The 23,643-nt window shown below is 38.2% G+C and carries 23 protein-coding genes; 11 read left to right on the forward strand and 12 right to left on the reverse strand.

The annotated features are described in order from the left end of the window. Nucleotides 1–277 precede the first annotated feature (277 nt). The 6 genes from B7E05_RS16445 to B7E05_RS16465 form a co-directional block, all read right to left on the reverse strand. Nucleotides 278–622: a hypothetical protein gene (locus B7E05_RS16445; RefSeq protein WP_080875226.1), complete on the reverse strand. Its 345-nt coding sequence runs from the start codon at nucleotides 620–622 to the stop codon at nucleotides 278–280. A gap of 127 nt (nucleotides 623–749) precedes the next feature. Further along, entirely contained in the window at nucleotides 750–2,096 is a 1,347-nt protein-coding gene (locus B7E05_RS16450; protein ID WP_245833129.1) for an FMN-binding glutamate synthase family protein, read from the reverse strand. Nucleotides 2,097–2,271: 175 nt separating this feature from the next. Beyond that, nucleotides 2,272–2,445 (reverse strand): hypothetical protein, encoded by a 174-nt coding sequence (locus tag B7E05_RS22205; protein ID WP_179134561.1) that lies wholly within the window; start codon nucleotides 2,443–2,445, stop codon nucleotides 2,272–2,274. Nucleotides 2,446–2,461: 16 nt separating this feature from the next. Beyond that, nucleotides 2,462–3,631, reverse strand: a complete 1,170-nt coding sequence (locus B7E05_RS16455) for a Ger(x)C family spore germination protein (protein ID WP_080875228.1) — start codon at nucleotides 3,629–3,631, stop codon at nucleotides 2,462–2,464. Continuing rightward, a complete protein-coding gene (locus B7E05_RS16460; protein WP_080875229.1) occupies nucleotides 3,624–4,733 on the reverse strand; it encodes a GerAB/ArcD/ProY family transporter in 1,110 nt (369 codons plus the stop codon). Before B7E05_RS16460 ends, B7E05_RS16455 begins: the two co-directional genes overlap by 8 nt. After that, nucleotides 4,730–6,295 carry a spore germination protein gene (locus B7E05_RS16465; RefSeq protein ID WP_080875230.1) on the reverse strand — a complete coding sequence of 522 codons (1,566 nt, stop codon included), beginning with the start codon at nucleotides 6,293–6,295 and terminating at the stop codon, nucleotides 4,730–4,732. Before B7E05_RS16465 ends, B7E05_RS16460 begins: the two co-directional genes overlap by 4 nt. Nucleotides 6,296–6,539: 244 nt before the next feature. Between B7E05_RS16465 and B7E05_RS16470 the strand changes: the two genes are divergently transcribed. The 8 genes from B7E05_RS16470 to B7E05_RS16505 all read left to right on the forward strand — a co-directional run bounded on the left by B7E05_RS16470 (nucleotide 6,540) and on the right by B7E05_RS16505 (nucleotide 12,850). Next, complete coding sequence (locus B7E05_RS16470; protein ID WP_080875231.1) at nucleotides 6,540–7,559, forward strand: DUF3231 family protein; 1,020 nt, start codon at nucleotides 6,540–6,542, stop codon at nucleotides 7,557–7,559. Nucleotides 7,560–7,725: 166 nt separating this feature from the next. Then, complete coding sequence (locus B7E05_RS16475) at nucleotides 7,726–7,992, forward strand: hypothetical protein (RefSeq protein ID WP_080875232.1); 267 nt, start codon at nucleotides 7,726–7,728, stop codon at nucleotides 7,990–7,992. Then, complete coding sequence (locus tag B7E05_RS16480) at nucleotides 7,986–8,501, forward strand: hypothetical protein (RefSeq protein WP_080875233.1); 516 nt, start codon at nucleotides 7,986–7,988, stop codon at nucleotides 8,499–8,501. Before B7E05_RS16475 ends, B7E05_RS16480 begins: the two co-directional genes overlap by 7 nt. A gap of 206 nt (nucleotides 8,502–8,707) precedes the next feature. Further along, complete coding sequence (locus B7E05_RS16485) at nucleotides 8,708–9,715, forward strand: DUF3231 family protein (protein WP_080875234.1); 1,008 nt, start codon at nucleotides 8,708–8,710, stop codon at nucleotides 9,713–9,715. A gap of 562 nt (nucleotides 9,716–10,277) precedes the next feature. Further along, on the forward strand, nucleotides 10,278–10,823 hold the full coding sequence (locus B7E05_RS16490; RefSeq protein ID WP_080875235.1) for a CBO0543 family protein: 546 nt from the start codon (nucleotides 10,278–10,280) through the stop codon (nucleotides 10,821–10,823). Between the two features lie 169 nt (nucleotides 10,824–10,992). After that, nucleotides 10,993–11,784 (forward strand): DUF5683 domain-containing protein, encoded by a 792-nt coding sequence (locus B7E05_RS16495; RefSeq protein WP_080875236.1) that lies wholly within the window; start codon nucleotides 10,993–10,995, stop codon nucleotides 11,782–11,784. A gap of 2 nt (nucleotides 11,785–11,786) precedes the next feature. After that, nucleotides 11,787–12,245 carry a hypothetical protein gene (locus B7E05_RS16500; RefSeq protein WP_080875237.1) on the forward strand — a complete coding sequence of 153 codons (459 nt, stop codon included), beginning with the start codon at nucleotides 11,787–11,789 and terminating at the stop codon, nucleotides 12,243–12,245. A gap of 59 nt (nucleotides 12,246–12,304) precedes the next feature. Then, nucleotides 12,305–12,850: a CBO0543 family protein gene (locus tag B7E05_RS16505; RefSeq protein WP_080875238.1), complete on the forward strand. Its 546-nt coding sequence runs from the start codon at nucleotides 12,305–12,307 to the stop codon at nucleotides 12,848–12,850. A gap of 126 nt (nucleotides 12,851–12,976) precedes the next feature. Here B7E05_RS16505 and B7E05_RS16510 read toward each other — a convergent pair whose 3' ends face one another. Next, a complete protein-coding gene (locus B7E05_RS16510; RefSeq protein WP_080875239.1) occupies nucleotides 12,977–14,419 on the reverse strand; it encodes a M20 family metallopeptidase in 1,443 nt (480 codons plus the stop codon). Nucleotides 14,420–14,688: 269 nt separating this feature from the next. Between B7E05_RS16510 and B7E05_RS16515 the strand changes: the two genes are divergently transcribed. Next, a complete protein-coding gene (locus tag B7E05_RS16515) occupies nucleotides 14,689–15,936 on the forward strand; it encodes an ISL3 family transposase (protein WP_080875240.1) in 1,248 nt (415 codons plus the stop codon). 60 nt (nucleotides 15,937–15,996) lie between these two features. Here B7E05_RS16515 and B7E05_RS16520 read toward each other — a convergent pair whose 3' ends face one another. The 3 genes from B7E05_RS16520 to B7E05_RS16530 form a co-directional block, all read right to left on the reverse strand. Further along, entirely contained in the window at nucleotides 15,997–16,452 is a 456-nt protein-coding gene (locus B7E05_RS16520; protein ID WP_080875241.1) for a hypothetical protein, read from the reverse strand. After that, nucleotides 16,449–17,288, reverse strand: coding sequence for a DUF3100 domain-containing protein (locus B7E05_RS16525; protein WP_080875242.1), 840 nt, complete (start codon nucleotides 17,286–17,288; stop codon nucleotides 16,449–16,451). Before B7E05_RS16525 ends, B7E05_RS16520 begins: the two co-directional genes overlap by 4 nt. A gap of 398 nt (nucleotides 17,289–17,686) precedes the next feature. Continuing rightward, on the reverse strand, nucleotides 17,687–18,541 hold the full coding sequence (locus B7E05_RS16530; protein ID WP_179134562.1) for a MurR/RpiR family transcriptional regulator: 855 nt from the start codon (nucleotides 18,539–18,541) through the stop codon (nucleotides 17,687–17,689). A 603-nt stretch (nucleotides 18,542–19,144) separates the two neighbouring features. Between B7E05_RS16530 and B7E05_RS16535 the strand changes: the two genes are divergently transcribed. Further along, a complete protein-coding gene (locus B7E05_RS16535; protein ID WP_080875244.1) occupies nucleotides 19,145–20,476 on the forward strand; it encodes an MmgE/PrpD family protein in 1,332 nt (443 codons plus the stop codon). Nucleotides 20,477–20,552: 76 nt separating this feature from the next. Then, a complete protein-coding gene (locus B7E05_RS16540) occupies nucleotides 20,553–21,896 on the forward strand; it encodes a sodium/glutamate symporter (protein ID WP_080875245.1) in 1,344 nt (447 codons plus the stop codon). 305 nt (nucleotides 21,897–22,201) lie between these two features. Here B7E05_RS16540 and B7E05_RS16545 read toward each other — a convergent pair whose 3' ends face one another. Beyond that, the gene (locus B7E05_RS16545; RefSeq protein WP_080875246.1) at nucleotides 22,202–22,624 is read right to left on the reverse strand and encodes a DUF1801 domain-containing protein; all 423 of its coding nucleotides are present in this window, start codon (nucleotides 22,622–22,624) and stop codon (nucleotides 22,202–22,204) included. Next, nucleotides 22,625–23,545, reverse strand: coding sequence for a VOC family protein (locus B7E05_RS16550; RefSeq protein WP_080875247.1), 921 nt, complete (start codon nucleotides 23,543–23,545; stop codon nucleotides 22,625–22,627). It abuts the gene before it with no gap. Between the last annotated feature and the right edge of the window lie 98 nt (nucleotides 23,546–23,643).

The following is a 23,643-nucleotide window of genomic DNA, read 5'->3' on the forward strand; positions in this document are numbered from 1 at the left end:
TTACCCGGTGTTCTTTTTCAATTATTGTTAAATATTTTATATCAATAAATAATATAATATTGATTTTTTGCTTTCATCATCGCCCATGATGACTGGAAGGTAGGTCTTGGAATTCCATCGCATAGCCTTAATCTTACTGTAGTTAACGAGGTTAAACCACCATCAATATAAAGAAAGCCTTCATCCCGTTTATTTATGAACTCATTGTATACAAAAAGATCACCGTTTGTGAAATATTGCGATAAGTAATTTATAGATTCTTCTAATGCTTTAAAACCTATAAATAATTCCTTTTGACTTCTTCTAAAGATGCCCTTATATCGTCCGGCAGTACGGAGGACACTTTTAACTCAATTAAATCTGATGAGATTTTTTCAAACCTCTGCTCTGCTTTTAAATCAATATTATAGAAGCTTCCCTTATTCCCTGCTTCACCAGCCAATTCACTTAATAATTCTTCATTGGATTCGATTAAATCAAAGATCTCTTTTTCAAAATCCAAAAATGCCTGTTTTTCCGGATCATTTCCTGTTTTGGCTATGGAAATGACAGGAGGAAAGAAAATAAAGGAAAAGATCATTAACAGTATGATTACACATTTAGCTGCCCAATAAAACATCATTATTTGACTTCCTTTCGTTTAATTAACTACAAAAGTTCTCCATGTTTATATGTTTGTTTCCCCCGTTCATAACTAATAAAATACTGGAAAAAATACGTTAAATGGTTCTCTTTGCCAGCATGTCTGTTCAGAGCTCAATCATCGGTTCTTCTTTACTCTTTTTAGAAACTTCTTTATAAGAATGAATACTATAAGAAACTTCCATATCATGGGCAACGGTTTCATCATAAGAAACAAGGTCATCCTTCGTCACTTCTGACAAGGCTGTTTTCCCCATCATTCGAATGCCTTCTTCCATTTCCTTTATAGAAGCATTGATAAAATTGACTAATGATTCTGACCCGTCTTGTCTATTGAAATCGTCCTTATATTTGCCGTCATACCAGACAATTTGAGTAGGCGGTTCGAAGGGAATCGCATTTAAAACTTGTTTATGAGAGATGGCAAATAAAGCAGCGGATCCTAAATAAACAGCATCTGCTCCTAATGCGATAGCCTTAAGAAACTGGCCCGGGGTAAACAGCCCGCCTGAAATAATCAGACTGACATCTTCCCTAGCCTTCTTTTTTTGCAAATGCTGCTGTGCCCGGTGCAATCCATGAATCGTAGGAATCCCAAAGTCCTCTGCCAATATCGGCGGACCACCGTGTGTTGCTGCCTGCCCTCCATCGACAGCAATATAGTCTACTTCGATTTCTAATAAAGCATCAATGTCCTCTTCTATTTTCCCGCCCGCGGCAATCTTTGCACCAATCGGAACGCCTCCTGTTACCTCTTTTAATTCCTGAACAAGTTTTTTAAAGTCCTCTAATGTTTGATTCTCAAAGAAATGATTATGGATAATTGCATCTTCTCCGTCATCTAAATTTAAAACTTCCCTAATTTCGCCCTCCAGTTCATCAGCCGGAATAACTACGCCCGCACTCATTAATGCTCCCTGTCCAAATTTGATTTCAATCATGGACGCTTTCTTAATAAGCCCATCTTCCTTTGACCAGCTTGTCTTGGAAAATTGCAATATATAGTTATCTGTTCCATCAATTTCTTCATCCAGAACACCTCCCTCACCGGAATTAAGCGCGGTGCCAACCTGGTTTACCGCATCTGCCAATGCTAATCTCACTTCTTTGCTTAATGCAACCCCGTAAGCCATGCCGCTGATCATTAATGGTATATCTAATTGCATTGGTTTCTTCGCATTTGGGCCGATTGTTATTTTCATATCTACTTGTTCGGTATATTCCGCTGGAAACGTAGCTACCTGAGCAGGTATAAAGGTCAGCTTTTCAAAGTCCGGCCATGTTTTTGAAGAACCAAGCGGCCGATTTAGCACATCCCCATATTCAGCTCGCAAGTTATTTTCAAAGGTGTCTTGGATTCCCATATGTCTAAAACCTGTTAGCATTTCAAGTACATTTTCTTGATAATCATCTTCCATCAAAACCTTCCCATATTTATTTACCAGTTTCTTCAACAAGTGGCGCCTCATTGTAAAAATCAAAAGACAGCTTATTAAAAGCAGGCTAAGCAAAATAAGAATAATTATATCGAGCATCTTCTATACACCTCTTTTCCTTCCGGATATCATATCCAGCTTGGTTCTGTCTTACTTTTAAACGAAATCTGTCAACTTATTTAGCCCGCAAACCTTAAGTCTCCTTGTTCTTCCCATTTTCTTCATATCTTTGCTGTTTCCATGGCGGATCGCCGTATTGATGCAATTGTTGATTGATTTTATAGATAGCATACGGAATCACAAAGGATAAAAGCGTACATAACAGTATTAAATAATTCGGTAAAGCTCCTGTAATTTGTTCCCACATAATATATTACCCCTTTCTAATCCTTTGATTGATTCGTTACGCCAATTCCCCGGATAGTGGCATCTACCGTAACATTTATTGTTGCATTTTGGAAATACTCTTCGCCTTCATCCCAATCATCTTTTATTTTTGTCCATTCCTGGTGATGCTTTTCCTGCATGATTTCACTGAATCCAAAGAAGTCTACCCCAATTTCCTCTTGTCCCTTTTTAATGATATCGGATACCCTTTTTTCTAGACTTTTACTTACCTTCTTATCTAGGTCATCCATATATTCTTTATTTAACAAGGATTTTCCGCCAAATGATTCCCCAATATTTCCCTCTAAATCAATCGTCACATCAATTGTCACATGATTTGCCTGATCCGTGTCTATTTTTATACTACTTTTTGCCCGCTTTATTTCATAAACCATCAAGTTGTTGTCGATTTCAAATTGAGCATAACCCCCTTTTAAATCGCCTGTTATTAAATTCACACTAAACGTATCCTGGCCGCTGATAAAACCAATTAATCGATTACTTTTCCCATGAAAGATAGCTGTACCGTTAAACATCATTCGACCATCCACCGAGCGGACTCTTGGAATCAGATAATTATTTTTTTCTAACATATTTTCATTCAAATCCCCTATTCGAATCGGCTCAATTAACGCTCCTGATTTATCCATATTTTCATTAATAAGTTCAATTTGCATAGCCGGGAGCGGTTCCATTTCGGATTCAATTTCCAAAATATCTTCCGCGTCTTCTTCGGAAATCACTACCTTTGTCTCCCTCCGCATCTCGGGGTCCCGGATAAGCAGGTCCATTGTATTGGCAAACAAATATGGTTCGCTCGCTAAGTCTGCAGATACCACGATTAATTTTAAATGCTCGTAAAAAGGGGAGTTGCCTTGAACGAGTGCCATTTCTCGGGTTATTTGAAATAAACTATGCCCGCTGAGAGATAAGTTTTTGTAAGGTTTTTCATTACCACTGCCCCCCTCACTGGGAGTACCTAGCCCTGCAGGAACCACAAACTGATTCGTCATTGTTACCAACGGGCTGCCTTCTGATTGTTGTTCCTCAGCCAAATCAAGAGCAGTACCGATCACAAACCCCCGCTCTTCAATATTAACCTCATCCCAGCATCCGGAAAGTAAACAACAAAGACAACATAGAAGGAATAGATATGTTTTATTCATTGCGCTTCACCCCTCTGATTTTAGCAACCACACTCAACAATATAAGAACTGTAATGTTTAAAATAATCATCATCCAACCCATTATGGATCCTAAAAAGTCCACTTCCACAATATCTTGCGGAAACATACCAACGAGATATATGATGGGAGTAAGAATAAAAATAATCTTTAGTTTCTCCGATTTTTTGAAAATCAAATTTAATGCCAAAACACCAATGTCCATGGCCATCGTTGCGGTAATAAAAATAGCCATGATCCATATAACAAAGAAAATAGATTCAAACCGTTCAAAAAATCCACCAGGGATTTCCACCACTTTAGCCAGCTCTATGACTGGATAAAGTAAATTGGAAGTAACCGCATTACCAAACGTGCTAATACACATGATAAAAAGAATCATATATAAGCCAATCGGGATGCACATACCAATTGCAGCTGCCTTTGGAGCTTTTTTGGGTTTATCAACCAAGGAAAGGTAGAACCATAAAATCCCAAAACCAAGGTACGAGATTCCACCTGTATTTTTCAGCACCTCCACATAACCATTAAGAGGTGTCTGAAATACAGGCATTAAATTCCCTATGTCAAGCCAGCCTACATTAAATACCACAAGCGTAAGTGCGATAAAAAGAATAATCGGCATAAACATCATATTGATTCGAAACAAAGCGACCCTTGAGCCGGAAACAGCATAGACAACAACCAGCAGAAAGGTCACTGCAATGACTTCGATTGGCGTTTGGTCAAATAAATATTGTTGCGATATATTACTAATTTTACGAATTTGATATGCAGTTATAAAAATGGAGAGAACAGCAAACATACTGGTCAAAATAATTGCCACTGGTTTCGTTACGATGTTGGATGCATAAGTAAGGAATGTTTGCCCTTGAAAGCCTGATGCGAATTTGGCTATTGCCCAAGTTATAAGGGTAGCAAATAATCCTACAATAAGTAAGGGAATCCAACCATCAGATCCTACCGTAACGGAGGCTAATTCTTTTGGCATCGAAAGAATTCCTACCCCAATCACAATGGATGGGATCGCAATCATGATTTCTTTTTCACTGATTCTTTCATCTGCATATTTAAACCTTTTCATTGCCGTTTTTCTCCTTCTCTTTTACTCATGAGCTGCCTATCTTTCGTCTGTAAAAATACTGGACGTCTTTTTATCATAGTAATCGGCGCGCGTAAAACAAGATCTTTCCAATCACTCTTGAAGTTCGGTGCAAAATTCGTCGAATACGGAACGCCAAAACTCATTAAATTAACAATATGGACGTTTATCATGATATAGCCGAGAATAATTCCATAAAGTCCGAATATAGCAGCTGAAAGCATAAATCCAAACTGCATAATTCGAAATGATATTGCAACTGCATAAGAAGGCAGCGCAAAGGATGCAATGGCGTTAAGCGCAACGACAATGACCATAATTGGACTGACCAACCCGGCTGAAACCGCAGCCTCTCCGATAACGAGTCCTCCAACAATTCCTATCGTTTGTCCAATCGCGTTTGGCAGCCGTATTCCCGCTTCCCGTAATAATTCCATCGTTACGGTCATCAATAATGCTTCTACAAATGGAGGGAACGGAACTTCATCTCTACTTGCCGCAATGGAAAATGCCAAATCGGATGGAATCAGCCCTGGATGATAGGAAACCAATGCGATATAGAGAGACGGCAAAAACACCGAAATAAACGCTGCGAGATAACGCAGCAATCGAAGCAACGTTGCAAGAGACCAGCGCCAGTAATAATCTTCGGGCGAATGCAGCGAACTGCCAAAGGTGGCCGGCACGATTAATACAAATGGCGTACGGTCAAGCATGATGGCAACTTTCCCTTGAAGAACCGCTGCTGAAACCTTATCCGGTCTTTCCGTATTTAAAACCTGTGGAAAAGGAGATAAAAAACTATCCTCAATCCATTGCTCAATATAACCGCTCTCCGGTGCTTCATCGATATCAATGGTATCCAATCTACGGTTTACTTCTTCCACCATGTCAGGGTTTACAATTCCGTCCATATAAACGACAACAAGATCTTTTTTGGAACGTTTGCCAACCTTATAATTTTTAAAACGCAGATTCGGATCAGCGATATATCGCCGGATTAGAGTCGTATTGGCTCGTAAATCCTCTACAAAACCATCCCTGGCACCACGAATTAATGTTTCCGACTGTGGTTCTTCAATGGCACGATTTTCCCCGCCTTTCGTGTCCATGATAAGCACTTGATCCATTCCATCTAGATAGAAAACTGTATTCCCGCTTAAGATTGCATTGGACACATCATCTAATGACTGTCCCAATTCAATGTCTGTTACCGTAATAACTTCCCAATGAATCACATCAAAAAGTTCCTGTTTGTCATTAGGCAATTCTGCAACATTTTTTATATCTTCCATAATATGATCATGGATGTAGGTGCTATCAACTAAGCCATCAATATAGACAACCGCTGTACGATGATTTGCATCGCCAATGGTGAATTTACGCATAACCAGATCATCCGGGTTATCTAGCATCTTCTTTATATTCCCCAGATTTTCAGTCAGGCTCGTTCCAATTTCCAGAGAGAAATTTTCCTCTCCATCTTTCTTCTTTTTAATGTCTTTACTCTTTTTTATATTTTTACGATATAAAGATCGAACCAATTATATCCCCTCAAGTCATCTAATAATACGTGTTCAAAAGGTCGGCTTATTAAAAACAGTCGGCTAAAATGGCAACGTCCTGAGAAGTTACTCATCCCATCAAAAACATTAGATTAGTGACTTTTGAACAACATCCTAAAATAGTTGCTCCTCTTCTTTTTCCCAATAAGACCAAACTTATGTATAAATATCATGCAGTTGCAGAATCTAAATCTATATTTCATATCGGAAGGAGTAATTGAAAATGGCAGAAAAGAAAGTTCATCTAACATCGGCAGAGATTGCTTCTGTATGGTCAGGGTATTTGAACGATACCATGTCGTTATGCATCTTAGGTTTCATGCTAAAGCATATCGAGGACTCTGAAATAAAACCTGTTGTTCAGCATGCTTATAACATATCCGAAAATCATATCGGGCAGCTTCATCAGATTTTTGAAGAAGAAAATTATGCAACCCCAATCGGATTTACAGATCAGGATGTCAACATGAATGCTCCCCATCTTTTTACAGATGTATTCTGTTTAACCTATATTACGCACATGGCAAGAATTGGGATGGTCACTTACAGTGGGTCTGTTGCGATGAGTGTCAAAAAGGAAATTCGGGAGTACTTCATACAGGGACTTAAGGAAACAGCGGATCTTTATGATTATGCTGTCCAGATTGGTCTTGAAAAAGGAATAAGCGCGAGGCACCCCCATATTGAGACACCTAAGGAATCGGATTATGTAGACAGTAAAAAGTATTATAATGGTCTAAATCCATTAAGTGAAAAACGGCCATTAAACGCCGTTGAAATAGCGCAGTTATATACAAACATCCAGACAAATGAAATAGGGTCAAAATTGTGTATGGCATTTGCCCAATCCTCCCCTTCCAAAGTCGTGCAGGATTTTATGATCAGGGGAAAAGACATTTCACAAAAGCATATTAAGATTTTCGTGGACAAATTAATGAAAAATAATCTTGGTGCGCCACAATTACCAGATGTAGCGGTAAGTGATTCTACAACACAGACTTTTTCCGATAAATTAATGATGTTTCATATGTCCTTGCTTATGTCAGCTGGAGTAGGCAACTATGTCACAGCGGGAGCGTCCAGTCAGCGATCGGATTTAGCTGTCAATTATGCACGTCTGTCCGGGGAAGTTGCCAAACTTGCGAAAAGCGGTGCAGATATCATGATTGATAATAATTGGCTTGAACAGCCACCTGGTACGAAAGATCGGGAGCTATTAGCGAAGAACAAAGGAAAAAGCTAATTCCATTTACTACTTGAATGACATGGAAAGAACATTGATATGAGACGAAACTTAAATGATATCCATTGGATGAAATAATCCTGCTTTTCTCTGACCAATATGGTAAGCAAAATGGAGGTAAAGACTTGATATAAAAGAATGAATAAAGTCAGAAAGGAGTTAAAATATGCAAAAAATATTCTCGTTTCCTTTATATGAAAATGATTTATCAGCTAACGCATCATATATAAACTCAGAGAGTACTAACTCAACGATAGCTCAGCTGATGAAGCATTTAGCTACTGTTTCTAAAATGAAAGGACATGATGTTTCTTCCCTAATGAATCCAAGGCAGGATTTAAGTAATTATCGTTCCGGCTTATTCACAGAGTTGAGCAGCTGCTTCATAAAACAACTTCCAACATTAACAGACCGGAAAGTATTATCGTGGTAGGTCAATCAACAGAGACAAAGTTAGCCCAAAAGAGTAAAAAGCTCGAAGCAGTACTTTGGAGCATTGCTTTACCTGGATTTGCTCAATTATTACATCGCCATTATGTAAAGGGTATTCTGTTTATTGGATTGGAATTCTTAATTAATGTCATGGGCAATCTTAATACCATCATTGTGTTGAGCTTTAATTTTAAAATTGAAGAATCAATCGCCCAAACCAATTATTTATGGTTAATGTTTTATCCTTGTTTATATTTCTATGCGATTTGGGATGCTTATAAAAATGCAGGTGGTGGAGAAAGAGCTTTTGCATACCTGCCGATTGCCTTTTCTGCCTATTTTATGACTGTAGCTTTAATTTTTTCGCCCAGTTTCGCTATTTCGGGTCATTTAATTGGTCCACTATGGCTACCTCTACTGTCCATACCAATTGGTTTAGCAGCTGGTGGACTTATCAGATGGATTTTATTAAAAATATATATGCGTAATGAAGCCAAAGAAACTGTCTAAAAATACGTTTAGATAATTGTACAACTTGAGGACAGTTTTATTTTAGAAATAATGGTAATCCTGACCGTACTTGCTATCAAAATTGGGTGTACAAAAGGTGTCATTTTAAGGCATCTTTTCATACACATCCGCTTCAATGAAAGATAGTAATATGTTCTTGAAAAACAGGAAAAATATACAAAATACATTTTTTGGAGGAAACTATCATGACATCGACACATAATGCCCCCTTATCATCAGCAGAAATTTCGCAGATTTGGACAACCTATCAAGAAGATACAGCTTCAATTTGTATGCTGAAATCCTTTTTAAAAACTGTCGAAGATCCGGACATTTCTGCATTGCTTCAACATGCTTTGGAATTATCTGAGTCACATGTTCCTAAGCTGACAAAATTCTTCACTGGCGAAAACTGGCCTGTTCCTCAGGGATTTACAGAAGCAGACGTTAATTTAAGTGCTCCAAGACTATACACAGATGGCTTTATGCTACATTACTTGCAAATGATGGGTATTTTAGAAATGAACGCTTATAGCGTCGCTATTGGCACAGCGGTTCGCTCAGATATCCATGATTATTATTCCGGATGTATGGCAGAAACCGTTGACCTTCATAAAAAGGCCAATAGCCTTTTATTGAAAAAAGGATTATTTGTCCGTGCACCTGAAATTACGCCACCAGATCGTATCGCGTTTGTGACTGATAACAATTTCCTTGGGAAATGGATGGGAGATACTCGCCCTCTGACCGCTCTGGAAATCTCGAACCTTTACGCTAATAGCCAACGGAATTTGTTGGGAAAGTCGTTGTTAATTGGTTTTAGTCAGGTGGCAAGTGACCCGGAAGTCCGTAAACATATGGTTAAAGGAAAGGAAATTGCCGAGAAACATGTAGAGGTTTTTAGTTCCAAACTCAATCAAGATGATCTTCCAGTTTCTGCTACCTCGGATGCAGGAATTACAGATTCAACGGTTTCCCCTTTTTCAGACAAACTCATGATGTTTTTTACAGGAAGCCTCATTGCTACTAGTATCGGTTATTACGGGAGCAGCATGAGCATGGATGCCCGAAAAGACCTTATCACCGATTATTCGCGTTTAACTATTGAAATTATGAAATACTCTTCAGAGAGTGCCAAACTCATGATTCGTAACGGTTGGATGGAAGAACCTCCGCAAGCAAAGAACAGGGATAAGTTAGCAAAAAAGGGATAAGAATTGGTAATTCCTATATAAAACGAAACTTCCCTCAATGGGAGTTTTCGACGCACAATTCTTTACGATGGGACGAGTAAGCGCAGTCCCAGTCCCAGGACGTCGCGAACTTAGTCTGCTGTTCTTCTCTCACTGCGTTAGCCTAAGTGATTCTGGGAGTTAACGTCCGTTATCTCCCGCCTAAATAAATTTATTTTTACGCTTTATTTTGAGGCGGGAGTTTTACGGACGGTTCACCGTGATAAAAAACAGAAATGTACACTTCTTTTTAGCAGCGTACATTTTAATTATCATAGAACGGTAAAGATGATGGTCCCAACAGAATTTAAAAAAGTGCTGCTCAACAACTTTGCCTTTCGTATTACCGCACAGCTTATGGCAGAAAAAGAAATGAGAACCGTAAAAATATCTTTGGGATATTGATCAAGCAATGCATTTTACTATAATTTGAATAACATTTTATCTTTTCTGATAAGAACCGACTCCCAATATATATGCTTAAATAAATGTCTAAGCAATCATTAATCCTTGTGTGTTAATCCAAATTAGGGGCGTGCGGGTTATGCAGCCTACTTGGCAAAACATCATTGAACTGACAAAGCAATATAGAGATATGAAAATGGAATATTGGTTAAATGATAACTTATTCACCTCCAGTTGGTGGATTCTTTTTGTGACAACAATTGGTATTTTTATTGTCTGGCTGTTTCTTTTAGATAAAAAAAGGATTATTGAGATTCTGCTATATGGATTTTTTGTAACAGGTACAGCTACAATGGCCGATGCCATTGGTGTTGCATTATTGTTATGGAATTATCCAATTACGTTATTACCTACGCCTCTGATTGTTGAAATACATAGAGTGCAGATGCCTGTTATTTATATGCTTATCTATCAGTATTTTCCATCCTGGAAATCCTTTTCTATTGCCGTTACTATAAATGCATTTATTTTCGCATTTATACTGGAACCGACTTTAGTATGGTTACAGATATATGAAACCTATCATTGGAAACATATCTATTCAGTCCTACCTTACATTTTGATAGCAGTTGTGTTCAAGTTCGTAGTGAATAAATTGAAGCAATCAGATCAAAATTATAAATAGCTGGATTCGATATATATAATGTTAATGGGTACGGAGAATTCATTATACAACAATCAGGTTCATTTAGAGAAAGCCCTGTCAATAAATTTCCTAATTCATTATACAATCCGTATGAAATATTAGCTAAAAGGAAAAACTGTTAAAAAATAAAAAAAAGAGGAGACTTTCCATGGATAATCATGTAACCGATAATACCGCCAGACGTTATAAAGCCCATGTCAGCATTCTTGGTACTACGCAACTTCATTTAAGAAGCCCCTCGATCATCGCATGGTGGAGTGCGGCTTATCCAGGATTTGGTCACCTGCTTTTATCAAAATACCTTCGTGGATTTGTCCTATTTATTTGGGAAGTATTTATTAATTTGAACGCCAACATTAATTTAGCTATTATTTATTCCTTTCAAGGAAAGTTTGATATGGCTACAAATGTGTTGGACTCTCGTTGGCTTTTAGCCTATCTACCCGTCTATTTTTTTGGTATTTGGGATAGTCACCGAACAACAATAGATATGAACAAAGTTTATATGCTGGCAGAGCGTGAAGATCATCACTTCAATCTATTTAGTATCGGATCGATGGAAATCAACTACTTAGATAAAAGAAACCCTAGGATGGCAGTATTTTGGTCAGCTTTTGTGCCGGGTTTGGGACAGCTTTATATACATAGACTTGTTACGGCTCTCTTCGTTATCAGCTGGACGGTTATCTTTTTGTATTTGTCACATTTCCTTGAAGCCATCACGCTTTTGGTTTTAGGAGACATCAGTCAATCAACCGCCGTTTTAAGAGAAGAGTTTTTGCTTATGTTACCTTCTATTTACGGATTTTCGATTTATGATGCGTATGTGAATACCGTGGAAAATAATAAATTATTTGAAAGAGAACAACGGATGTTTTTAAAAGACAATTACCAGGATCCCAATTTTCAAATTCTAAAGGGAGAGAAAGTGAATGAATAACAATGCAAATTTTCGCGACGCTGGAAAATAATATTCATGTAGAAATGGCCATTACCACCCTTGAAAAAAATGGAATTCCAAAAGCAAGCATTTATGCGGTGCCTCTTGATAATCGAAGCGAAGAACGTAAATTGTTTGATAGCTTACATAACTCTGATGGTACATCACTGATTGATATAGGGGTGGCACTTGCTACGGCTTTTTCTGTCTTCGGAACCAGTATCGGTTTTGTGTTAGCATGGGGACCGATTTATTGGGGGTTGATTTTTTCACTTATGGGATTTGTTATAGGAGTCACAATCAGGCTGTTTACAGAAAAAATTCTTAAGAAACGTAAAAGACTTTTAAAAGGAAAACACCCGGAGGTCATTCTTATTATTGAATGTGAGACAACAATGGCTGCGTTAGTAGAAAATATTCTATGGGAACATTTAGCATTAGGCGTAGCAAAAGTAAAGTAATGAAAATAGGAGTTTAACCATTTTACTTTTGCTTTATATCAAGTAAGGAGAGGACATTCATGGAATCTACTTGGAATAAAATTGTTGAATTATTACAGCAGTATAGAGAGGTAAGAACAGAATACTGGTTACATGAGAACTTATTTACCTTCAGTTGGTGGATTCTTTTGGTTACAACTGTTGGTATTTTTATTGTATGGTTTATTCTTTTAGATAAAAAGAGAATATTTGAGATTGTTACATACGGTTTTTTTGTTACAGCTGTGGGAGTTATCGGCGACGCTATAGGTGTTTCCTTATTGCTTTGGCATTATCCTAATACATTATTACCTGTCTCTCAGATTGCTGAAATACATACTGTACAAATGCCCATTATTTATATGCTTATCTACCAGTATTTTCATACATGGAAATCCTTTTTGATTGCCTCAACCATAAATGCCTTTGTTTTTGCATTTATACTGGAACCGCTCTTAGTTTGGTTACAGATATATGAATTGCATAGTTGGAAACATATTTATTCATTTTTTCCTTATATTTTGATAGCAATTATTTTCAAGTTCGTAGTTAATAAATTCAAGCGGCTGGATAAGTATTATGAATAAAATAGCTCCCTTTATCGGGCTCAGAGAATTTTTCGTATTTCTCTGCAGATAAAGGGAGTATCGTATGTTAACTGATTTGATGTTTCGTATTCTTTGTGTTATTTCAACTGAATAGTTCTTGCCAGCCTACTTACGAAGCATAGAAGGTAAATTTTGATTTTCTGGAAGCAATGAAACATAATTTTCCGGACCTGCTTCCCGGTCACGAAGCTCTTTTACAGCATCCTCCAGTACTTCGGGATGTTGCAACACATCTATAACGGTACTGGCAATTGCTTTCCCTGCATAGAGCATGCCTTTTTTCGCATAAGACGTTTTCCCTTGGGATACGACCTGCCATGTATGGAATGGCGTGCCAAATGACCACGTTGCTGCAGTCAACTGTGCAGTAGGAGTTACCCAGCTTACTGCGCCAACATCGGTAGAACCTGCGCCTTTTGCATATTCCGGAGCTTCCCGATAAGGAGATACTTCATGAATTAATGGACGCGCTGCAAGTTCCTCCGCTTTTTCTTTTCCTACAAGGGACGCAGCAAAAGCAACATCATCTTCATTTAGTGTTTGATAATATTTTCGGCTTAATTCCAGTTCTTCTTCTGAAAAATGCGGGCTTTCTAAAGCTTTCATATTTTTATGAAGCAATTTATCCAATGTCGCATTTTGAACAAGGTTAGAGCATGCACCTTCGATTTGGTAATCCATAGACGTTTCCGTCATTAATGCCGCACCTTCTGCAATTTTAACCAGGCGTTTAAACAAAACACGTGCTTGCTCTGCATGTGGAGCCCGTACAAAATAAGAAACTTCTGCGTCTCTTTGCACCACATTCGGAGACATTCCCCCAGTATTCGTAATAGCATAGTGAACACGTGCTTCATCAATCATATGCTCACGCAGAAAGTTGGCGCCGACATTCATTAATTCCACTGCATCTAGAGCACTCCGCCCTAATTCCGGCGAAGCTGCTGCATGAGAACTTACCCCTTTAAAGGTAAAGGTAGAGTGAATAACCGCTAAAGATGGTCCGTGAAATAAGCTGTTAGAATAGTGCGGATGCCAAGAAAAAGAAGCAGCCACATCATCAAACAATCCTGCTTTCACCATATACGTTTTGGCATATCCACTTTCTTCTGCTGGACAGCCATAATATCGGATGGTGCCTTCCAAGTTATTTTTCTCTAAGTATTCTTTGACAGCAACAGCTGCAGACATCGAACCGACACCCAGTAAATTATGTCCGCATCCGTGTCCGGGACCGTTTGTTTCTACCGGGTCGTGTTCTGTGACACCAGCTTTTTGACTTAGACCTGGTAAAGCATCATATTCCCCCAAAATGGCAATCACTGGACCGCCATTTCCAAAACTTGCGGTGAAAGCAGTTGGAATATTTGCTACGCCGCGTTCGACTTGAAAACCCTGTTCTTCCATGAAATCTGCCGAACACTGAAAGGATTGCTTTTCTTCATAACGAATTTCAGGCGTTTCCCAAATCTGATCGCTCACTTGGAAAAAAGCTTCCCGCTTCTGTTCAATAATCTCTTCTACTTCTTTGACAATATTTTCACTCATCGTTTGTATTCATCCCTTTCTACGATAGGTTCATCTTCTATTTTATAGCAAACCTAAGCAATATGTATAATGTTTGGATTTTTCATATTTTAAAGAATGAAGCATCTTGTTTGATTTAACTGGAAAAAGTGCTATTTATTTTGGGTCTACACCAAAATCTATGGGTGACACATTAGGTTAAATATGGTAATAGATCCAAATACATGAAAAAACACCCGTAACCCTGCTATAGTGAAAGTACCAACAACCAAAATAGCGAGGTGTTACCGGTGCAATTTCACTATATCAATAAATTGATTCAACTTCCAGAAATAAACGTAAAAAATATATTATTTGATGACAAAACAGGTGTTGTTTATCTATCTGTTGAGCCGATACAGTACGTTCAACCGTGTCCTTATTGCAGCAGCCATGACGTTCATCGGGATGGTGTATTATACCACCGTCATGTCCGCCATTTGCCATTGGCAAACTGGCGAACACTGCTTTGTATTCCAGCAGTGAATATGGAATGTCAGGAATGTAAGGCCCATTTCGTTTGGCAATATGCCTTTGTTCCGCCGAAAAAGCGATATACAAAAGCTTTTGAGCATCAGTTGATGAAACAAGGACAAGGCGTAACGGTACAATCCATGTCTGCTTCTCAATCCGTCCCTTATTCCACAGCGGAAAGGTATTTTAAAAATGGACTTCAAGCAGAAAGGAAGTATACCCAAATGACCTGCATTCAAGATGCGGTCCAGCGTCATCAATTGGTGCTTGGCATCGATGATTTTGCCGTGCGGAAAGGACACAGCTACAATACAGGCATTCATGATTTAAAAGGCGGCAACATGCTGGATATCATTTCTGGGCGGAAACAGGAAGACTTACAAGCGTTTCAACAAACATCTTCCTATATGCATCTATTAAACCCTGTCGCTGTAGTGATGGATTTAAGCTATACGTATCATAAATTTGTCAAAGAAACCTTCCCGCAAGCGATTCGGATTGCCGATCGATTTCATGTCAATCGTTATGTGACCGATGCAATGCATGCCGTGCGAAAAGAGGTGCAGCAAAAACTTTCTACACAGGCAAGGAAACAACTGAAACGTCATCATCAGCTGCTGGAAACACGCTACGACGCTCTGTCCAAAGAAGACCAGACAACGGTTCAAACCCTTTTAAACTATGATAACCAATTAAAAGCCATCTATGAATGGAAAGAAGCTTTTATTGACTGGTATGATTTGAGTTTAAACGCACAACAAGCGAAACAAATGCTGGAACAATGGTATCGACAAGGACATCGTATCCAGCATAAAGCAGTTGAATCCTGTCTCCAAACGATTAAAAACTGGGAAACAGAAGTGATTAACTATCACCGGATGCGCTTTACAAACGCTGTGGTGGAAGGACGTCACAATAAGATAAAAGCGATACAGCGCCGGCATTTTTTCACACGTAACCGGGATGTATATGAGAACCGTATTTTAGTTGAATGTAATTGGGCTTACGTGCAGGATATTATTTAATCGTCAACCATAGATTTTGGTGATGAGCCTTTATTTTTATTTGATACCATTACATATGAATCAAATTACCCCTTGGAGTCGAAGTACAATCTCTGCAATAATCGCCGATCCTATAAATGTTCCTAAGAATACGATGGACCCAATGACAATACTCTTCCAGCCTAATTTCGTAAAATCAGCTAAGGAATTACCAATACCAATAGCGGCATATGCTAAAAGCGGTGTTGTAAATGCTTGAATATCAATGGCACTTGCCCACTCAATAATTTGTGTAGAACCCGGAGTAATTGGCAGAGAAACGATGATAGAGATTCCCGCAACATAAAGAATTCCAGGTACAGACTTCCATGGCAGAATCATTTTCAACGCGAACCCGACAGCAGTAATTAATATAAGAATCAGCATCCCCATTGATGCATCTGCAGGAACGACCTCATAGCCAATCCAATTGCCAATTAATACGATAATTCCTGATAAAATTAATGCTAATATAGTATGAAATAGTTGTTTACTCATTGGTTCGCCTCCTTTTGCTCTTCCGTCTGTTCTTTGGCTTCCAATGCTTTATTGGATTTTCTGCCGGTGAGTAAGTTATACATTTTTTCCGCCAAAGGAAGCGCAATAAAAATAGAGACAAAGAAGCCTGTGGCTACAGATAAAATCATACTGGCTGAAGCTAAAGATTGAATTTCTGCTGCCATCTCCGGGTAAACAGCTGATAAGGAACCGCTTGATGCGGCCATCATACTGGCGCTGCCAACACCGGAAGCCATCGCAAGCGCTAACGGATTTAATGGTGTAAATGTTGCCAAGAAACTGGCCATTAATCCGAAAAACACAGCTCCAAAAATCGAACCGAATAAGTAGATTGAAAAGACACCTCTTGTTTCCGGAGAATTAAAACCAAACTTATCATTGATAATAGCCAAACTTCCCTCTCTGGCAATAGAGAACGTCATTCCAATCGCTTCCCGTTTGACGCCTAATAAAAGGGCAAGTGGAAGGCCTAATAAAACCGTGCCTAAATTTCCAATTTCTTGCAGCAGAATCGCCGGTCCTACTTGAATAATCATACTGAGTGCCGGCCCGATATTCAGACTTACTTTTGCAACAAGCAGGCCAATAAGTGCCGTTGTCAAGGTTTCCGAATGCTTAAATTGCTTTTCTTTAATTACGGGGGTAAATACAGTCGCAACACCTAAAATAAATGCATAAATCATCGGCAAAATAAGAATCATACCGGCTCCAACTTCAAATGAAAACGGACCAATTGATTCTGCAATCAGTACGATCAAAAGAACGAGACCATGGAGTCGCCAATCCTTTAAATATTCTGGAATTTGTTTCAACATGTTGTCTTCCTCCTAGCTTCCACACTTTATTTTCCTAGTAATTCCGGTAAATCACAAAAGCAATTGCTCCCTATTGCAGGAGTGCTTCCCGCACCATATTCTGCTGGAAAGCTTTGCTGTCAAAAAATCAACGGTGTATTGAAAAGACTGTTTCTTTTCAATACTAATTTCTGCTGTTTCTCCAATTCGACACTTACTTGAAAAAAAGCTTCCTGCTTTTATGCAATCATTGCTTTGATTTGGCTTACTATATTACGTTCATGATTCTCCTCTCTTTTATTCTTCTATTATTGCACGTATAAGAAACAAATTACCAGATAAATATACAAAATTCTCTTGCTTTATTGTTCGTAAAAACGAATTAATTTGGAAATATTTTGTTACAAATACTATAGTTGTTAAAAATAATGGATGTTACTTTTGCTTAACATATTCCCTAATGCTTCTAATTGCGATATAGACGTATCCGACTTTTCACGGCCGAATGCAATCACAAGGGATTCTAAAATAGCTATTGTTGGAATAATCGAATATTGCTTTTCACTGCTTTTAGTATGAAGAATAATAGAACTATAAGATGCAGCCGGTCCTGATAAATAATCCGTAATTAAAATAATCGGGATTTGGCAATCATAGCAAAATTTCGCAATTTCTACACTTAATTTAGTGTATGGAGCATTTATGATGAGAATAAGGACGTCATTTTCGGTAAGTCGAAATACGCGGTCATAAATCAGATCACTTTCATGACTAAGTTGTGTTACATCTGGATAAAATTCTTCTAATAAGTGGCCAAAATAAATTGCTGAAGCTTTGGAAGAACGAAGGCCAAGTATATTTATGTTCTTCGATTGAAGCATTAATTCAACTGCACGGTCGAATTCACTCATCATCGATTTCGTAATCGTTTTCTCTACTAAATCATTCACTTCTTTCCATACATCAGTCAGCACATGACTCTCTTTTGTATTCTCGAAAGATTTTTGCATATGCCACCAGGTTGTCCGAGATGCAGTCACCTCTTCATGAATTTGTTTTCTCAGCTCTTTATAGCTTTCAACTCCAATTTCCTTCATAACGCGCATGATTGTTGATACACCCACATTCGCTTCTTTTGATAGCTCAGATAGAGTATACATTTCAAGTTCCTCAAAATGTTCAACCATATAATCACATAATTGTTTCTGTCTTTTAGGTAAATCTTCTTTAACATGTAAGATACGCTTTAATACTTCTTGTTGTTGGTCATTCATCGTGTCACCCTTCTCTTTTCCATTAGAGTATATGGAAAAGTATATCATAGGAAACGGAGTTAAAAATACAAAAGGATTATTTTTATTCATTTTATTTAAAAATGATTTACTTTAATCCGTTTTTTATATTATTCTATATTTACACATAATTCCAATTTAAACAAGAGTATTTCAAATGGAGTGTATACCCGGCAATGGATCTAGAAGAAAGCGTACCTTGGTTATCTTAAAGAGAATGTATTGCAGGCTGGCCAAAGCATATAGAAATGATTTCTGAAATAGGTATATTATTAAGGCATCTTTTGCAATATGATTAAAAAGCTCCTGTACAAAGAACGGTTATTTATAAACAAACGCTGAATACGAATGATATGGTAAGTCAGCAGATAACTGAAAGACTTCATGATAAAATAAAGCCCGTTCCAAGCACTTAGCCAGTTCAACAATACATCCTCTCAGGTCACTAACGGACTGTTATTTTCCTATTTGTTTCTTTGATGTTTATAGAGTTTGTCCTATTACAAACATCCATGTGTTAAGAGGATCACCCCCAAGTAACCGTTGATATAAGAACTAAATAGAGTAATCGAACGGAGGTAAAGAATGGCATTATCAAAAGTTTTACCTTTTATTGAGAATGAAAGCTATGACCATTTATCATCAGAAGTCATTACGAAGGCCAAAAAAAGTTTATTAGATTTCCTGGCTTCAACCTATGCTGGATACCAATGTAAATCGGCTTCCATTGCTTTTCAATCTGCTGACTGGTTTGGTGACAAAGGATACTGTTCCATAATAGGGAGTGAAAAAACAGTTTCTCCATTAGCTGCAACATTTATTAATGCAACGTTGGCCAGTTGTATGGATATAGATGACGGACATCGAGAACCAGTCGGTCATCCCGGTTGCATGGTTATTCCACCAGTATTAGCTGTCATGGAGCTATCTAAAAAGAGTACAGGGAAAGACTTGATTACAGCTATGGTGACAGGTTATGAAGTTGGAATTCGCTGTGGCATAGTTATGAATTCCAACCATGAACAACTGTTTTATGGTTCTGGCGGCTGGGCGCTTTTTGGTTCCGCATCTGGTATAGCAAAAATGAAAAGATTAACAGGAAAAACTTTAGAAAATGCATTAACAATCGGCGAAGTTTACGGGCCGACAGCACAATGTGGAAAATCTATTGCCGCCGGTTCGATGACAAAAGAAAGTGTCGGTTGGGGAGCTGTTACAGCGCTTATGGGTGCATCCTTAGCAGAGCAGGGATTTACAGGTCCTGATAATATTTTAATAGATAAGCATTTGTACAACTGTAATATCGAAAACATCTTTGAAACATTGGGAGAAAAATACGAGATTAAAAATACTTATTTCAAACAATACCCTGCGTGTAAATGGGCTCACTCACCAATAACTGCAGCAATCCAAGTTATAGAGGAATACAATCCGGATTTGAAAGAAATCGATGAAATCATTATTGAAACATTTCAAAAGGCAACCACGCTTCATCATACGAAACCGCAAACAACAGAAGCGGCACAATATAGTATTCCATTTCTTGTTGCTACCGCTCTTTATTATGGCACTGTGGAACCTTATCATATATCTGAAAAGCATTTAAATAATGATATAATATGTAACCTTGCAACAAAGATACGTATGGTATCAGTCGATGACCTGGAAAAAGAGTTTCCAAGCAAGAGACCTGCTCGAGTAAAGATTAAAATGAAAAATAACAGTGTGTTTACCAAGGAAGTGAAGTTGATTAAAGGAGACCCTGAAAACCCACTGTCATGGGAAGATTTAATAAATAAATTTCATTTATGTTCCAAAGATTTTATTGATTATGCGCATAGAGAAGAAATCATTAACAAAATTGCTCATTTAGAGAATATAACTCATGTAAAAGAATTGACGCATCTTCTAAAATAATTCTTTATCCTTTGAAATCTATATATATGGTTTTTCGCTATGCTATTCATATATAAAGTGAAAAGGGAGGTATAAAATGGAACTCAGTGTGTGGAATATCGTGACAGATATCGGTTTAATATCTTTGCTACTCATGTTAGCAGTGGTTTTAAGAGCAAAAATACGATTATTGCAGCGTTCCTTCATGCCAGCAAGTATACTGGCAGGGATTTTAGGGCTGATTTTTGGTCCCAATGGATTCGGTATTATCCCATTTTCAGATTTTATAGGCGATTATCCAGGTATTCTGATTGCAGTAGTATTAGCAGCACTTCCTTTATCCACTCAAAATTTTAAATGGTCGGAAATCATGGGAAAGGTTGGATCATTATGGTCATATTCCCAGATTATCATGCTTTTAGCCTGGGGAGGCGGGCTCCTTTTTGCTCTTATCTTCCTTGTGCCAACATTCAATGTGCATAATGGGTTTGGCTTACTATTTGCTGCCGGGTTTATAGGCGGACATGGAACAGCTGCTGCTTTGGGAGATGCATTTGCTCAGCAAGGGTGGGAGGAAGCCACCGCTCTGGCTATGACCTCAGCCACAATAGGAGCAATACTATCTATTGCTGTAGGTTTAGCTTTAATCAAATCCGGTACCAACAAAGGCTATGCCAATTATATCAGCAGTTTCGACCGGCTTTCTGAAGAATTAAAAACAGGTCTTATCCCTAAAGCCAAACGGCATTCTATGGGAACAGACACCGTTTCCAGTATTTCCATCGAGTCTATGAGTTTCCATTTAGGATTGGTTGCTTTCGCTACAGCTGTTGGATATTATTTAAGTCAATTTGGCGAGTCACTATATCCCAGCCTGGTCATTCCTGCATTTGCACTTTCCTTTTTAGTAGGGCTAATGATAAGACAACTGATGCAGGCAGCGAAAGCAGACGATTACATTGATAAAAGCGTGATGTCCAGAATAGGTGGAAGTGCTACCGATTTTCTTGTCGCATTTGGTATCGCATCTATCAACCTGACAGTAGTTGCTGACAATATCGTACCATTTGCTATTTTACTTGCCTTTGGAATACTCTTTAACTATTTCTTCTATAAAGTTGTGTCAAAATATTATTTTCAAGAAAATTGGTTTGAAAAAGGGATCTTTACTTTTGGATGGATTACAGGTGCTGTAGCAATGGGAATTGCATTATTAAGAACGGTAGATCCGAAATTGGAAAGTAAAACGTTGGATGAATTCGGTCTGGCATACATTCCTATTGCACCTGTAGAAATCATGCTTATTACGTTTGCACCTTTATTTATCTTGAATGGTCAGCATTGGCTTTTTACAGTCATTACAATTGGTGCTTGTTTCGTCATATTCGTTTTTTCCTATTATAAAAAATGGGTTAAATTCAGAGATGAAGGAACAGGATAATATCTAAAAAGCCAACGCATCTAACTTTTAAAGAAGAGTTATATCACTGATTTGTAACATTTGGTAATTTTGAGAGTTTTTCAGACAAATGGTATCGATTCAAATGAGCAGAGAAAAAAGGTGAGATAATCCATTTCTCTGCTCGCTTTATAACAGCAACATGCGTGATCTTATATTTCTCCTGTTGCTCTCTCAGGTAAGGTACTTTACCAATGGAGTGAATGTGAAATTTAACAACTTCTTTGCTATTCTAAAGTTGACAATGATAGTTTATCTTACTCTTCTGGTTTCAATCTCCCGGATCCTTACTCACTTGGATATTTTTCCTGCAAAAACTGGACCGACTGCTTAATCAATTCTTTTAATACCTCTTCATCAATATCTGCTACCTTATTAATATACACACAAGCCTTCCCCGTTGTATGTTTACCGAATTCCGCAAGTAAGTGTTCCCGTTCTGTATCTCCCATCGCAAAATATAGACTGATTTTTGCTTTTCGAGGAGAAAAACCTACTAGCGGTGCATCTCCCTCATGACCCGAGTCATATTTATAATGATATTTTCCAAAGCCGATAATACTCGGCCCCCACATGGTTGCTTCAAAACCGGTTGCTTCTGTAAATATATCCAGCAGGCGGTATGCATCCTCCCGCTTTTTAGGCTGCTCCACTTGTTCAATAAATGCAATCACACTACTATCTGTCTCTTTTGTTTTCAATTCATACATTTACCTGCCCTCATATGCCTTCCTTAATGTTTTAACATCTAGTTTTTTCATTGGCATCATCGCCTGATTCACTCTGTCAATTTGTTCCTGTGTTGCATACTCGCTCATCATTTCATACAGATCTTTCGGAACAATTTGCCAGGACACTCCATACTTGTCCTTTAGCCAGCCACACTGTCCTGCTTCCGGAACTGCTGATAGTTGTTCAAAATAATCATCCATTTCCTCCTGCGTGTCACAGTTAACAAGCAGGGAGACTGCTTCATTGAATTGAAAACCATGCTCCAATGCACTATCCATTGCTGTCAACCAGACATTCTCAAGCATAAAATCAGAAAACATGACAGTTCCTTCTTGGTTCGGTTCCATCCCGGCAGGATACTTAGCCGATACGCCTTCTTTACTGTTTTTAAAAATGGATACATAATAGTTTACCGCTTCTTCTGCTTTACCGGCATTCTCTCCAATAAACATCATGGATGGCAATATAGACGGTCTTTCCTCCCCATCTGGATTAGTCAGAATAAGCTGCCAGGAAACGCCATACTTATCTTGAATCCATCCATATTTTTCACTAAAAGGGTACGTATCAAATGGCATCAGCACCTGCCCGCCATCCGACAGCTTCTCCCAAACTTCTTCGATCTGTTTGGACGCATGCTCATCTCGTGCGGAATCAAAATGAACCGTAAAAGAAATCGACGGATTAAATGAAAAATATGGACCAGCACTGATAGCCATGAAACGTTGCCCCCATAGATCAAAAGAAATCAAATCACAATCCCCTGATGGTGTATCTTTCACAACCACTTCACTGCATACTCGAGAATCTGGAAAAACAGACGTGTAAAATGCGGCAGCTTCTTTTGCTTCTTTATCAAACCAAAGATGCGGTACAATATTTTTTGAGATTACTGTCATTATTTTCCTCCTTCAACGTATCAAGATACTTTTACTATACCATTTTTATAGCTGATCTGTTTCTTTTCATTTGCTTTTTTGAATAGGATGTATCCCTT

Source organism: Oceanobacillus timonensis (assembly GCF_900166635.1).
Lineage (GTDB): Bacteria > Bacillota > Bacilli > Bacillales > Amphibacillaceae > Oceanobacillus > Oceanobacillus timonensis.